Origin of the sequence: Burkholderia sp. AU32262, from assembly GCF_020419985.1 — a bacterium.
Lineage (GTDB): Bacteria > Pseudomonadota > Gammaproteobacteria > Burkholderiales > Burkholderiaceae > Burkholderia > Burkholderia semiarida.
The window spans coordinates 273,872-288,026 of record NZ_JAIZRS010000008.1; the positions used below are offsets into that span (position 1 = coordinate 273,872).

The following is a 14,155-nucleotide window of genomic DNA, read 5'->3' on the forward strand; positions in this document are numbered from 1 at the left end:
CGATGCCCACGATACCCGATTCGCCCTATTTCCTGCGCTGCGCCTGCGCGGCGAGCCGCACGGCCGCATTCGCCGCGCCATAGCCGTCGTACCCGCCGCGCCGCTCGACGATCTCGAGCGAGAAGCGGTTGTCGACCAGTTCCGTATACGCGTGCAGGAATTCGCCGCCGTGCTCGTCGCGGTCGTAGAGCAGGTGGTGCGCGCTCAGCGTGTCGATCAGTTCGTCCGGCAGCGCGTAGCGCGCGGCGAGGTCGTCGTAGTAATTGGCCGGAATGCGCAGGAACGGGACGCCGTCGGCCGCGAACGCGGCGACCGTCTTCACGATGTCGTCGGTGCGGAACGCGACGTGGTTCAGCCCCGTGCCGTGGTAGCGGTCGAGCGATTCGGCGACGGCCGTATGACGGTCGACCGATGCGTTCAGCGCGATCCGCACCGAGCCGTCGGCGCTGCGCACCGCGCGGCTGCGCATCAGCCCGTACGGATCGGGCACGAGCCAACTGCGCTCGGCCTCGAAGCCGAACGCGGTCTTGAAGAACAGGATCCAGGTGTCGAGCGCGTCGGCCGGCAGCGCGAGGCACACGTGATCGATGCCCGTCAGCGGGCCGACTTCGGTCGGACCGTCGATGTCGGTCAGCACGAAGTCCGATTCATACAGCGTCGGCGCATCCGGCGCTTCGTCGACGAAATATTCGAGGCTGCCGTCCGGCGCCTTCACGCTCGGCAGCACGCGCTCGTTCGGCCCGACGCGGCCGGAGAACGGTGCATAGCCGAAGCCGGCCGCACGTTCGAACGCCACTTTCGCGTCGTCGACGCGAAACGCCGACGCGCACAGCGACAGCCCGTGCTGCTGGAAGAACGCATCGGCGAACGAGTCGCGCTCGGCATTGAGCACGATCGATGCGGCGCCGTGCTGGAACAGCGTCACGTCCTTCGAGCGATGCCTGCCGGCGAGCCGGAAGCGCATCCGGCCGAGCCATTCGCCGACGGTCGCCGCCGCCTGCGCGTCGACCGCGAATTCGATGAACTGGAACCCGACGTGCGCGGGCGGCGCGGGCGGCGCGAACAGCGGCTGGCTGGCGGCCGGCGCGCGGCCCTCTTGGGCGAGCCGCGCGCGCGTCAGGTCTTCCAGATAGAGCAGCGAGCGATGGCCGTCGGCGGCCGTGAGCGCGGTCGGCGCCGCGCGGAAGCCGTCGTTGAAGATCTCCAGCGACAGCGGCCCCGTGTAGCCCGACTCGATCACGCGCGCGGTGAAGCGCGCCAGGTCGAAGTCGCCCTGGCCCGGGAACGAGCGGTAGTGGCGGCTCCATTCGATCACGTCCATCACGAGCTTCGGCGCGTCGGCGATCTGCACGAAGGCGATCCGGTCGCCGGGGATGTCGGCGATCCCGTCCGGCGAATCGTCGAGCGACAGCGTGTGGAAGCTGTCGAGCGCGAGGCCGAGATGCGGGCTGTTCACCGCATTCACGAGCTTCCACGCGTGGCCGTACCGCTTCACGACGCGGCCCCAGGCGAGCGCTTCGTACGCGGCCACCACACCGGCCTGCCGCGCGGCTTCGGCGAGCACGCCGAGCTGGTCGACGAGCAACGCGTCGTCGGCGATCGTGTCGGCCGCCACGCTGCTGCAGACGAGGATGCGGTCGGTGCCGAGCGCATGCATCACGTCGAATTTGCGCTTGATGCGGTCGAGATTGCGCGCGAGCTGGGCCGCGCTCACGCCCTCGAAGTCGCGAAACGGCTGGAACAGCACGATGTCGAGGCCCAGATCGGCGGCCATGCGCCGGACGTCGGCCGGCGATCCGTCGAAGTAGACGAGGTCGTTTTCGAAGATTTCGACGCCGTCGAAGCCCGCGGCCTGGATGGCGGCGAGTTTCTCGGCGAGCGTGCCGGACAGGGACACGGTGGCGATCGAGCGCTGCATGGGCGATTCCTGCGGATGAGCGGGGTATGGCGCCGCTCGAACCGACCCTGAATGAACCAGTCGTTGAGTTCGACGCGCGCGCCATATCCCGAATTTACTAGGCTAGTGAGGCGTATTGTACAAACTAACTAGATGGTACAAATTAGCGAAAACCCGAAAAGACAGCCCGCTCGCCCGAGCGCACACTAGCGCCAAATTCCGATGTCTTCGGGGCGGCGCCGATCGTGGTCCGCCCCTGTTTCAGGAGCAGAAACACGATGAGCAAGCACAAGGTGCTGGCACTGAACGGCCCGAACCTGAATCTGCTGGGCACGCGCGAGCCGCATATCTACGGCGCGGAAACGCTCGCGGATCTCGAGCAGCGCTGCCGCACGGCGGCGGAAGGGCTCGGGCTCGACATCGACTTTCGCCAGTCGAATGCCGAGCACCAGCTGATCGACTGGCTGCATGCCGCGCGTCACGACACGCACGGCATCGTGATCAACCCTGCCGCCTATACGCATACGTCGGTGGCGCTGGCCGACGCGCTTTCCGCGATCGCGAAGCCGGTGATCGAAGTGCATATCTCGAACGTCCATCGCCGCGAGGCGTTCCGCCACCATTCGTACGTGTCGGCGCTCGCCGAAGCCGTGATCTGCGGTTGCGGCACCGAGGGCTACGTGTTCGCGCTGCAGCGCCTGGCGACCCTGTTCGCGAAGGAAGCCGCACGATGAGCCGCCCGTCGTTTCTGATCGGCCTGATCGGCCAGGGCATCGGCGGTTCGCTGTCGCCTGCGATGCACGAGGAAGAAGGCTTCCGCCAGGGTTTCGGCTACGTGTATCGGCGCCTCGATCTCGACGTGCTCGGCGTGAGCGTCGACGCGCTGCCGCAACTGCTCGATGCCGCGCAGCGGATGGGCTACAACGGGCTGAACATCACGCACCCGTGCAAGCAGCGCGTGATCGAGCACCTCGACGCGCTGTCGGACGACGCGCGCGCGCTCGGCGCGGTGAACACCGTGCTGTTCAAGGACGGCAAGCGGATCGGCCACAACACCGACTGGTCGGGCTTCGCGAAATCGTTCGGCCGAGGGCTGCCCGGCGCGTCGCTCGAACGCGTCGTCCAGCTCGGCGCGGGCGGCGCGGGCGCGGCCGTCGCGCACGCGGCGCTGCAGATGGGCGCGGCCGAACTCACGATCTTCGACGTCGACGGCACGCGCGCCACCGCGCTCGCGGCCGAGCTGCAGCAGCGCTTCCCCGCCGCGCAGGTCGTGTCGGGCGGCGCGCCCTCTGGCGGCGCGCTCGCGGCCGCGATGCGCGCCGCGACCGGCCTGATCCACTGCACGCCGACCGGCATGGCCAAGCATCCGGGCCTGCCGCTGCCGGCCGACCTGCTGCACGCGGGCATGTGGGTGGCCGACATCGTGTATTTCCCGCTCGAAACCGAGCTGATCCACGCCGCGCGCGCGGCCGGCTGCGCGACGCTGCCGGGTGGCGGGATGGCCGTGTACCAGGCCGTCGACGCGTTCGAGCTCTTCACCGGGCGCACGCCCGACGCCGAGCGGATGTTCGGTCATTTTCAGTCGCTCGTCGCGCGCTGACCCCTTACAGACACACAAAGAGACCAGGAGACGACCATGCAGCACACTACCCACACGAGCGCCGCGTCGGCGCAGGCGGCCGGCACGGTCCGGCGCACGTCGGCACGCTACAAGATCCTCGCGCTGCTCGCGATCGGCACGATGATCAACTATCTCGACCGCACCGTGCTGGGCGTGGCTGCGCCGCAGCTCACCAAGGAGCTCGGCATCAATGCGGCCGTGATGGGCATCATGTTCTCCGCGTTTTCGTGGACGTACGTGGCGATGCAGGTGCCCGGCGGCCTGTTCCTCGACCGTTTCGGCAGCAAGATCACCTATTACTGGTCGATGACGCTGTGGTCGCTGTGCACGTTCCTGCAAGGCTTCGTGCCGGGCGTCGCGACGTTGCTCGCGTGCCGCCTCGGTCTCGGCGTGACGGAAGCGCCGTGCTTCCCGACCAACAGCCGCGTCGTCGCGACGTGGTTCCCGCAGAACGAACGCGCGATGGCGACCGGCACCTATACCGTCGGCGAATACATCGGCCTCGCGTTCTTCAGCCCGGTGCTGTTCGCGCTGATGGGCGCGTTCGGCTGGCGCTCGCTGTTCTGGGTCGTGGGTGCGGTCGGCATTGCGTTCGGCTTCGTCTGGTGGAAGTTCTACCACGAGCCGCGCAACCATCCGGGCGCGAACGCGGCGGAACTGGCCTATATCGAGGCGGGCGGCGGTCTCGTTCACGGCGCGCGCAAGAACGGCGACAAGGGTGACAAGCCGGCGCAGGCCAAGTTCAGCTGGTCGATGGTCGGCCAACTGGTGAAGAAGCGCCAGCTCGCCGGCATCTGCCTCGGCCAGTTCGCCGGCAATTCGACGCTCGTGTTCTTCCTGACCTGGTTTCCGACCTATCTGGCCACCGAGCGCCACATGGGCTGGCTGAAGATCGGCTTCTTCGCGGTGATGCCGTTCATCGCCGCGTCGGTCGGCGTGATGTTCGGCGGCATCTTCTCCGACTGGCTGCTGCGCCGCGGCAAGTCCGCGAACCTCGCACGCAAGCTGCCGATCATCGCGGGGCTGCTGCTCGCATCGACGATCATTCTCGCGAACTACGTGCAGAGCAACGAAGCCGTGATCGCGATCATGTCGGTCGCGTTCTTCGCGCAGGGCATGGCCGCGCTCGGCTGGACGCTCGTGTCGGACATCGCGCCGGACGGCCTGCTCGGCGTGACGGGCGGCATCTTCAACTTCGCGGCGAACCTCGCCGGCATCATCACGCCGCTCGTCGTCGGTTTCATCGTCGCGTCGACCGGTTCGTTCGTCGGCGCGCTCGTGTTCATCGGCGTGATCGCGCTGATCGGTGCGCTGTCGTACATCTTCGTCGTCGGCGACATCAAGCGGATCGAGCTGTAAGTACAGACTCCCCGCACACTCGGTGCGTTCGCCCGGCGGCCATTCGGCCGCCGGGCTTTTTTGTGTGTGCGCGCCGGCGCGCTGGCCGGCATACACCCCACTTCATGCGTGCTGCATCGCGATGCCGAGCGATTCGACCGCGGCCGCGATGGCGGCGACCGCGCGCCGGATATCGTCCGCGTCGATCGCGCCGATGCAGCCCACGCGGAACGTCTCGAGCCGCGTGAGCTTGCCCGGATACAGGATGAAGCCCGCGTCGCGCACCGCGTCGTAGAAGCGGCGGAAATCGTAGGCCGGATGGTCGGGCGCGTGAAACGTGACGATCACCGGCGCCTGCACGCTCGCGTCGAGGAACGGCACGAAGCCGAGCGCGCGCATCGATTCGATCAGCGTCCGACAGTTCTCCGCATAGCGTGCGCCGCGCGCCGGCCGGCCGCCTTCGGCGTGGTACTGGTCGAGCGCGGCACGTAGCGCGGCAATCACGTGCGTCGGCGGCGTGAAGCGCCATTGCCCCGTCTTGCGCAGATACGCGTACTGATCATGGAGATCGAGCGCGAGCGATGGCGAGTTGCCTTCGCTCGCGTCGAGCGCGTCGCGCCGCACGATCGCGAATCCCATTCCCGGCACGCCTTCGAGGCATTTGCCGCTGGCCGAGATCAGCGCGTCGATGCCGCTGCCAGCCAGCGCGATCGGCAGCGCGCCGAACGAACTCATCGCATCGACGATCAGCCGCTTGCCGTGCCGCCGGCACGCGGCCGCGATCGCATCGAGCGGATTCAGGATACCGGCGCTCGTTTCCAGGTGCACGAGCGCGACGTGCGTGATGCGCGGCTCGCGCGCGAACGCGGCCTCGACGGCCGCCGCGTCGACGGCCGCGTCTTCGCCGAACGGCAACGCGATCGTGTCGATGCCCAGCCTGCCGAGAATCTTCAGAATGCGCGCGCAATACGCGCCGTTGTCGGGTACCAGCACGACACCGTCGCGCGGCACGAGCGTGCCGAGCGCGGCTTCGACCGAGAACGTGCCGCTCCCCTGCATCGGCACGCACACGTATGCGTCGCCACCGCCGGCGATGGCGACGAGATCGGCGCAGACGCTGGCCGTCAGCTGGTTGAAGGCGGCGTCCCACGACCCCCAGTCATGTTGCATTGCGTGGCGTGTTGTGGCGGACGTGGTGAGCGGGCCGGGCGTCAGCAAGATCGGGGCGGGCATGGTTTTTACCTCCAGCAAAGGGCGAAGGAAACGCCGGACGGCGTTTCTGAATGACTTGCATGATAGTGGCAAAATGTGTCATTTTTTGGAAATTGTGGCATTCGTCACGGCTTTGTCATCGAACGCTGTGATCCTTCGGTTGCCGCGCGACACGCAGCCTGAGCGCGGTAGCGCGCGGGCCGCGAGGCGGCCTGCCCGGAGATAACAGGAGAGCCGGATCGTGCCCCGGCCGTTTGGTGTTCCGCCTACGGAGAAGTGAGATGACACTGCAGAAACCCTCGCGCGCCGCTGCCGGCGCGTTCCGCAAGCTCGCGCTGGCCGCCTGCGCCGCCGGTCTGCTGCAAGGCGCCGCGCTGCCGGCGCATGCGGCAAGCGCGGTCGTGCTGTACACGGCGGACGGTCTCGAGAATCTCTATCGCGATGTGCTGCCGGCTTTCGAGAAGAAGGAAGGCGTGAAGGTCAACATCGTGACGGCGGGCAGCGGCGAGGTGGTGAACCGCGCGAACATCGAGAAGAGCTCCCCGAAGGCCGACGTGATCGTCACGTTGCCGCCGTTCATCCAGCAGGCCGGCCAGATGGGCCTGCTGCAGCCGTACCAGAGCGTGAACTACAAGAACGTGCCGGCCATCGCGAAGGCCGAGGACGGCACGTGGGCGACGTTCGTGAACAACTACTTCTCGTTCGCGATCAATCCGGACGTCGTGAAAAGCCAGCCGAAGACGTTCGCCGACCTGCTCGCGCCGGCCTACGCCGGCAAGGTCGCGTACTCGAACCCGGCCACGGCCGGCGACGGGATGGCCGTGCTGATCCTGACGACGTCGCTGATGGGCGAGGACAAGGCATTCGACTACCTCGCGAAGCTGTCGCAGAGCGTGAAGTTCCACACGAAGGGTACCGGATACCTGAACGTGCTGCTGTCGCGTAACGAGATCAGCGTCGCGAACGGCGATCTGCAGATGGACCTCGACGACGCCGAACACGGCGCGCTGTCCGTCAAGCCGATCTTCCTGGCCGCGAAGGCCGGCGACCAGCCGACCACGTTCCAGCTCCCGTACGGCATCGGCCTGATCAAGAGCGGCCCGAACCAGGATGCCGGCAGGAAGCTGATCGACTATCTGATGTCGACGGAAGTGCAGTCGAAGGTGCCGGACATGTACGGCATCCCGGGCCGCACCGACGTGCCGCTGGCCGGCAAGAACGGCGAAGCGGTCAAGAAGGCGATCGCGGGCGTGAAGCTGATTCCGGTCGACTGGGCCCAGGTGATGGCGAAGAAGCCGGAATGGATCGAGCGCTGGAAGAAGGACGTGATCGGCAGCTCGGGCAAGCCGCTCGACGTCGTCAAGCCGAAGTGACCGGCGCACGCCGCCCGTATCAGCGAGCAAGAGGATGAACCCGGTGGACACCACACTGACCCATCCCGGCGCATTCGGCGCCGTCGAACCGCACGCGACGCTGCGGTCCGGCGCGCCGGGCGGCGTGCAGATCGAACACCTGAGCGTGCGCTACGGCGCACGCACGGTGCTCGAAGATCTGTCGCTGTCGATCGGCGCCGGCGAATTTCTGACCGTGCTCGGCAAGAGCGGCTGCGGCAAGACCACGCTGCTGCGCTTCATCGCCGGGTTCGTGAAGGCCGATGGCCTGACCGGCACGCTGACCGTGGCCGGACGCGACCTGACCTATGCGCCGCCACACAAGCGCAACCTCGGTCTGCTGTTCCAGAATTACACGCTGTTCCCGCACCCGTCGGTGTTCGAGAACGTCGCATTCGGGCTGCGCGCACGTGGCATGGCGTCGTCGGAAGTGACGCGCCGCGTCGCCGATGCGCTGAAGCTCGTGCAGCTCGGCGATGCGGGCCACCATCTGCCCGCGCAGCTGTCGGGCGGGATGCAGCAGCGCGTCGCGCTGGCGCGCGCGCTCGTGATCGAGCCCGACGTGCTGCTGCTCGACGAGCCGCTGTCGGCGCTCGACGCCAACCTGCGCGCGTCGGTGCGCAGCGAACTGAAGGCGCTGCACGAGCGCCTGCCGAACCTGACCGTCGTCTGCGTGACGCACGACCGCGACGACGCGCTCGTGCTGTCCGACCGCGCGCTGCTGATGCGCGACGGCCGCATCGCGCAGCTCGGCACGCCGCAGCAGCTGTACGACGCGCCGCGCGACGGCTACGTCGCGCGCTATCTCGGCCCGGCGAACCTGCTGCCGCCACACGTGATCTTCCCGCTCGGCGATCCGCGCCACGAAGTGCGCGGCAAGGTCGCGTGCGTGCGCCCCGAGCGCCTGACCGTGATGCCGCCCGCGGCCGGTGGCCTGCACGGCACGGTGTCGTCGGTCGAATGGCAGGGCGCGGACCTGTCGATCGCGGTCGTGATCGACGCGGCGCCCGACGAGCCGGTGCGCGTGACGATGCAACGCGGCCGCGGCGCGGCTCCCGAGCGCGGCGCGCGCGTGTCCCTGCATTGCGAGGCAGACGATGTCGTCCTTATCGAGCCCTGAAGCCGGCCTCCCGCCGCAGGTGCTCGCGTCGGCCGCCGCGCATGCCGCCGCCGCGCGGCGCCGCAGGCGCATCGGCGATCTGCACCTCGCCGCGCTCGCGATCGTCGTGCTCGGCCCGCTCGTCGTCTATCCGCTGGTGCGGCTCGTGCTGCTGAGCGTGTCCGGCGATCATGGGCTGAGTTTCGCCGCATACCGGACCTTCTTCGGCAATCCCGACACGCGCAACGTGCTGCTGACGACGCTCGGCGTGCTGTTCGCGAGCGCCGGCACCGCGTCGGTGCTTGGCGTGCTGCTGGCCGCGCTGTTGTTCTTCAGGCCGTTCCCGGGCGCGTCGCTCGTCACGCGCTTCCTGGAACTGTACGTCGCGTTTCCGTCGTTTCTCGTCGCGTTCACGCTGATCTTCCTGTACGGCTCGCAAGGCTCGATCAGCATTGCGCTGCAGCACCTGTTTCATCTCGAGAATCCGCCGCTGGACTTCCTGTTCGGCATAGGCGGCGTGATCCTCGCGCAGACCGTGTTCTACACGCCGTTCGTCGTGCGGCCGACGCTCGCGTCGTTTGCGACGCTCGACCTGCGGCTGATCGAAGCCGCGCGCAGCCTCGGCGCGCCCAGCTGGATGCTCGCGCGTCGCGTCGTGCTGCCGATCGCATGGCCGGGCATCGCCGCCGGCACCGTGCTGTGCTTCCTGCTGACGCTGAACGAGTTCGGCATCCTGCTCGTGCTCGGCAGTGCGCGGCTCGTCACGCTGCCGGTCGCGATCTACAGCAGCGCGACCGTCGATCTCGACCTGCCGACCGCGTCGGCCGGCGCGGTCGTGATGTTGTCGCTGTCGCTGGCGCTGTATGCGGTTTATCGCCGGGTGAACCGGCGTGCGACGGGAGGGAACGATGTCCGCTGAATTTCGTATCGGGCAGGCCGTGCCGCGTCACCGGATCGGCTGGACCGACGCGCTGCTCGAGCATGCGTCGCGCGCCGCGCTCGCGCTGGCCGCGTTCGCGTGCTTCTGGCTGTTCGTGCTGCCGGTGATCGTCGTCGCGCTGTCGAGCGTGTCGACGCAGTGGTCGGGCACGATCCTGCCGGCCGGCTACAGCCTGCGCTGGTTCGAGCGGCTCGGGTCGCAGGAATACGACGCGCTGCTGACGAGCCTCGAAATCGGCTTCGGCGTCTCGGCGCTTGGCACGGTCCTCGGGTTGTGGCTGGCGCTCGCGCTCGAAGGGCGCGACCGGCGCGGCCTCGGCGCGGTCGTCGACGCACTCGTGATGGTGCCGAACGGCGTGCCGAGCGTCGTGCTCGGGCTCGCGGTGCTGATCGCGTATCACCAGAAGCCGCTCGACCTGTCGAGTTCGGCGGCGATCGTCGTGCTGGTGCAGCTCGCGCTGATTCTGCCGTTCTGCTATCGCTGCGCGGCCGCCGCGCTGCGTCCGGAGCTGACCGTGCTGCGCGAAGCCGCGGCGAGCCTCGGTGCGCCGCCCGCGATGGTGCTGCGCCGCGTGCTGCTGCCGCAACTCGTGCCGGCGCTGCGCGCGAGCCTCGCGCTCGGCTTTGCGCTGTCGCTCGGCGAGCTCGGCGCGACGCTGACGGTGTATCCGCCCGGCTTCGCGACCGTGCCGATCGTCGTGATCGGCCAGGTGGAGCGCGGCTATTACCTGCCGGCGTCCGCGCTGTCGCTGCTGATGCTCGGCGCGTCGCTCGCGGCGCTGCTGCTGATCGCCGCGCGCGTGCCGCGCGGCAAGCGGGCGGCATCGTGAACGCCGCGTTCGCGTTGCGGCGCCCCGGCGAGCAACGGGCCGCCGGCAATGGGTCGGCGAATCTCGCGGGACGCTCGATCGACGTCAATGGCCGACGCTACCGGCTGCCGGTCGAGCCGACCGTCGTCGTCTGTGTCGACGGCTGCGAATACGACTATCTCGAACGCACGGTGGAAGCGGGCGTCGCGCCGTTCATCGCCCGGATGATCGCGGAAGGCACCGCGTGGCGCGCCGATTGCGTCGTGCCGACCTTCACCAACCCGAACAACCTGTCGATCGTCTGCGGCGTGCCGCCGTCGGTCCACGGCATCTGCGGCAACTATTTCTGGGATCCTGCCGCCGACGGCGGGCGCGGCGCCGAAGTCATGATGAACGACCCGGCCTACCTGCGCGCCGGCACGCTGCTCGCGGCGGCGTCCGACGCCGGCGCGCGGGTGGCCGTCGTGACCGCGAAGGATAAGCTGCGCCGGCTGCTCGGCTGGCAACTGAACGGCGTCTGCTTTTCGGCCGAGAAGGCCGCGCAGGCCAATCTCGCGGAAAACGGGATCGTCGACGTGCTCGACTGGGTCGGCCTGCCGTCGCCGGATGTATACAGCGCGGCGTTGTCCGAATTCGTGTTCGCGGCCGGCGTGCGGCTCGCGCAGACGCGTCAGGTCGACCTGATGTACCTGTCCACCACCGACTACGTGCAGCACAAGTGCGAGCCGGGCAGTGCCGGGGCGAACGCGTTCTACGCGATGATGGACGGCTATCTCGCGCAGCTCGACGCGCTCGGCTGGGCGATCGGGCTCACGGCCGACCACGGGATGAACGCGAAGCACGATCCGGCGACGGGGCGGCCGAACGTGATCTATCTGCAGGACGCTTTCGACGGCTGGTACGGCACGCAGGCTGCGCGCGTGATCCTGCCGATTACCGATCCGTACGTCGTCCATCACGGCGCGCTCGGTTCGTTTGCGACGATCTATCTGGCGCCGGGCGTCGACCGGGCCGAGGCGATGTGGCGTGTCGGCGGCCTCGACGGCGTCGAGCTCGTGCTCGACAACGCGGAAGCCGCGGCACGTTTCGAACTGCCGGCCGACCGGATCGGCGATCTCGTCGTGATCGGCCGTCGCGACATGACGCTCGGCACGCGCGAGCGCGAACACGATCTGTCGGGCCTCACGGTGCCGTTGCGTTCGCATGGCGGCGTGTCCGAGCAGGAGGTGCCGCTGCTGTTCAATCGCCGCATCGAGCGGGACGACCCTGCCCGCCGCCCGCGCAACTTCGACGTGTTCGATTTCGTGTTGAACCGGATCGCGACATGATGGCTCATCCCCGGCAAGACCACCCTGCGTTCCGCGCCGAGGCGCTGCGGTGGTGCGGCACGCGCGCGCCGCGCGCCCGTGTGTTCGACGTCACCGATCCGTACACCGGCACGCGTGTCGGTACGGCGCCGCTGGCGAGCGTCGACGACGTGCGCGCCGCGTTCGATTACGCGATGGCGTACCGGCCGGCGCTGACGCGTTACGAACGTTCGCAGATCCTCGAGCGCGCGGCCGCGCTGCTGCGCGAACGTGCGGACGTGCGGACGAAGCGTCCGACCTGATCACGCTCGAGTCGGGATTGTCGAAACAGGATTCTCGTTACGAGATCGGCCGTGTCGCCGACGTGCTGAAGTTCGCCGCGGTCGAGGCGCTGCGCGACGACGCGCAGAGTTTTTCGTGCGACCTGACGCCCCACGGCAAGGCGCGGCGCGTGTTCTCGCAGCGCCAGCCGCTCGACGGCGTGATCGTCGCGATCACGCCGTTCAATCATCCGATGAACCAGGTCGCGCACAAGATCGCGCCGGCGATCGCGACCAACAACCGCGTGATCGTGAAGCCGTCGGAGAAGGTGCCGCTGTCGGCGTTCTATCTGGCCGATCTGCTGTACGAAGCCGGGCTGCCGGAGCCGATGCTGCAGGTGCTGACCGGCAACCCGGCCGAAATCGCGGACGAGCTCGTCACGCATCCGCATGCGTCGCTGATCACGTTCACGGGCGGCGTCGCGATCGGCAAGGCGATTGCCGCGCGGGCCGGCTACCGGCGCATCGTGCTGGAGCTGGGCGGCAACGATCCGCTGATCGTCCTCGCCGATGCCGATCTCGACCGCGCGGCGTCGCTTGCGGTGTGCGGGTCGTACCGGAATTCGGGCCAGCGATGTACGGCCGTCAAGCGGATACTGGTGCAGCGCTCGATCGCGCCCGCGTTCACCGACTTGCTCGTCGAGAAGACACGTGCATGGAAACACGGCGATCCGTTCGATCCCGCGAACGAAATGGGCACCGTGATCGACGAAGCGGTGGCGCGGCTGTTCGAGGCGCGCGTCAACGAGGCGGTGGCGCAGGGCGCGCGCCTGCTGACCGGCAACGTGCGACGCGGCGCGCTGTACGCGCCGACCGTGCTCGACAACGTCGATCCGTCGATGACCATCGTGCGCGAGGAGACGTTCGGGCCCGTGTCGCCCGTCATCGCGTTCGACACGATCGACGATGCGATCCGGATCAGCAACGGCACGGCGTTCGGGCTGTCGTCGGGTGTCTGTACGGACAGCACGGCGGCCGTCGTGCGGTTCGTGAACGAGCTGAAAGTCGGCACGGTGAACGTGTGGGAAGTGCCGGGATACCGGATCGAACTGTCGCCGTTCGGCGGGATCAAGGATTCGGGGCTCGGGTACAAGGAGGGCGTCCAGGAGGCGATGAAGAGCTTCACGAACCTGAAGACGTTCTCGCTGCCTTGGGAGTAAACGAATGGCGCTGACGATGGACGAGATTCACGCGCTGTATCGCGAGCATGGCCATGTGGCCTATAGCGGCGAACCGGTCACGCAGCTCGAACATGCATTGCAGAGCGGATTGCTCGCGGAGGAGTCCGGGGCCGACGAAGCGCTGGTCGCGGCGGCGTTCCTGCACGATCTCGGCCATCTGCTGAATCGCCAGGGCGAGACGCCGAGCGCGCGCGGGATAGACGATCTGCACCAGTATTACGTGCTGCCGTTCCTGCGGCCGCTGTTTTCCGACGCGGTGCTGGAACCGATCCGGCTGCACGTCGACGCGAAGCGCTGCCTGTGCCGCACGGACGCCGGCTACTTCGAGAGCCTGTCGCCGGACTCGGTGCGCAGCCTGGCGTTGCAGGGCGGCATTTTCAGCGACGACGAGGCGGCGGCGTTTCTGCAGCGCCCGTACGCGGAGGACGCGCTGCGCCTGCGCCGCTGGGACGATACGGCGAAGAAGCAAGGCAAGATGACGCCGGATCTCGATCACTATATGGAGATCGTCGCACGCCAGATGCGCGCGGCCTTCTGACAGGGCCGGTTGCCTCCATATTTAAGGGGCCGCACGCGGCAGCGTGCGGCCCCTTAAATTTTTTGCGAAATCCCTTGCGCGAATGCCGCGAGCTGCTTAGAATCACGCCTCTTTCGCGCTACCGGAAACGCGGCGCGGGAGAGAGGGAAGCGGTGCTGTTGAGGTTCGGTGGTAACGAGCTGCGGCGGCGCAGGAAGTTGAGCCCCGCGGTCGCAACGAAGTCGTTCAGAAAGTTGTTGACGAGCTGCGAAACACGGTTCATAATCTCGCTTCTCTGCTGCTGAAAACGCAGCGCTGCTGGGAAACACGAAGTTTCTCGCAGAAATGCTCTTTAAAAATTAACAGCCGATAAGTGTGGGCGCTTGATGAAAGCGAGCTGATCCTCGGATCAGATAGCGAAAGTATCAAGAGTCTCACACTAAAGTAAGTCAGGTTTATGAAGTGATTCATATTCCTGTCAGCTTTGAGTGAGCGACCGGTTCTACGGAACCGAAAACAGTAAC

Annotated in this window: 11 protein-coding genes and 1 pseudogene; 10 read left to right on the forward strand and 2 right to left on the reverse strand. The window is 67.6% G+C overall.

What is annotated here, in order from left to right:
- Positions 1-25 precede the first annotated feature (25 nt).
- Positions 26-1,918, reverse strand: coding sequence for a bifunctional sugar phosphate isomerase/epimerase/4-hydroxyphenylpyruvate dioxygenase family protein (locus LGN10_RS12810; RefSeq protein WP_226223685.1), 1,893 nt, complete (start codon positions 1,916-1,918; stop codon positions 26-28).
- Positions 1,919-2,175: 257 nt separating this feature from the next.
- Here LGN10_RS12810 and aroQ point away from each other — a divergent pair, with 257 nt between their 5' ends.
- From aroQ to LGN10_RS12825, 3 genes are read left to right on the forward strand one after another with little or no spacing between them, the layout of a single operon-like run.
- Positions 2,176-2,631, forward strand: coding sequence for a type II 3-dehydroquinate dehydratase (gene aroQ, locus LGN10_RS12815; RefSeq protein ID WP_226223687.1), 456 nt, complete (start codon positions 2,176-2,178; stop codon positions 2,629-2,631).
- Positions 2,628-3,497 (forward strand): shikimate dehydrogenase, encoded by an 870-nt coding sequence (locus LGN10_RS12820; protein ID WP_059582134.1) that lies wholly within the window; start codon positions 2,628-2,630, stop codon positions 3,495-3,497. The genes aroQ and LGN10_RS12820 overlap by 4 nt, the downstream gene beginning before the upstream one ends.
- Before the next feature lie 36 nt (positions 3,498-3,533).
- A complete protein-coding gene (locus LGN10_RS12825; protein ID WP_059582138.1) occupies positions 3,534-4,877 on the forward strand; it encodes an MFS transporter in 1,344 nt (447 codons plus the stop codon).
- 102 nt (positions 4,878-4,979) lie between these two features.
- Here the strand turns inward: LGN10_RS12825 and LGN10_RS12830 are convergent, their stop codons facing one another.
- Positions 4,980-6,089: a 2-aminoethylphosphonate--pyruvate transaminase gene (locus tag LGN10_RS12830; protein ID WP_226223689.1), complete on the reverse strand. Its 1,110-nt coding sequence runs from the start codon at positions 6,087-6,089 to the stop codon at positions 4,980-4,982.
- 260 nt (positions 6,090-6,349) lie between these two features.
- Between LGN10_RS12830 and phnS the strand changes: the two genes are divergently transcribed.
- The 7 genes and pseudogenes from phnS (at position 6,350) to LGN10_RS12865 (ending at position 13,652) form a co-directional block, all read left to right on the forward strand.
- The gene (phnS, locus tag LGN10_RS12835) at positions 6,350-7,441 is read left to right on the forward strand and encodes a 2-aminoethylphosphonate ABC transporter substrate-binding protein (RefSeq protein ID WP_226223691.1); all 1,092 of its coding nucleotides are present in this window, start codon (positions 6,350-6,352) and stop codon (positions 7,439-7,441) included.
- A 34-nt stretch (positions 7,442-7,475) separates the two neighbouring features.
- Positions 7,476-8,579 carry a 2-aminoethylphosphonate ABC transport system ATP-binding subunit PhnT gene (gene phnT, locus LGN10_RS12840; protein ID WP_226223698.1) on the forward strand — a complete coding sequence of 368 codons (1,104 nt, stop codon included), beginning with the start codon at positions 7,476-7,478 and terminating at the stop codon, positions 8,577-8,579.
- Positions 8,557-9,477, forward strand: a complete 921-nt coding sequence (gene phnU, locus LGN10_RS12845; protein WP_226223700.1) for a 2-aminoethylphosphonate ABC transporter permease subunit — start codon at positions 8,557-8,559, stop codon at positions 9,475-9,477. Before phnT ends, phnU begins: the two co-directional genes overlap by 23 nt.
- Positions 9,467-10,327 carry a 2-aminoethylphosphonate ABC transport system, membrane component PhnV gene (phnV, locus tag LGN10_RS12850; RefSeq protein WP_059582149.1) on the forward strand — a complete coding sequence of 287 codons (861 nt, stop codon included), beginning with the start codon at positions 9,467-9,469 and terminating at the stop codon, positions 10,325-10,327. Before phnU ends, phnV begins: the two co-directional genes overlap by 11 nt.
- Positions 10,324-11,634, forward strand: a complete 1,311-nt coding sequence (gene phnA, locus LGN10_RS12855; RefSeq protein WP_226223702.1) for a phosphonoacetate hydrolase — start codon at positions 10,324-10,326, stop codon at positions 11,632-11,634. Before phnV ends, phnA begins: the two co-directional genes overlap by 4 nt.
- A pseudogene (phnY, locus tag LGN10_RS12860) lies at positions 11,631-13,093 on the forward strand (phosphonoacetaldehyde dehydrogenase). Before phnA ends, phnY begins: the two are co-directional and overlap by 4 nt.
- A gap of 4 nt (positions 13,094-13,097) precedes the next feature.
- Positions 13,098-13,652, forward strand: a complete 555-nt coding sequence (locus LGN10_RS12865) for a phosphonate degradation HD-domain oxygenase (protein ID WP_059582157.1) — start codon at positions 13,098-13,100, stop codon at positions 13,650-13,652.
- The last annotated feature ends 503 nt before the right edge of the window (positions 13,653-14,155 follow it).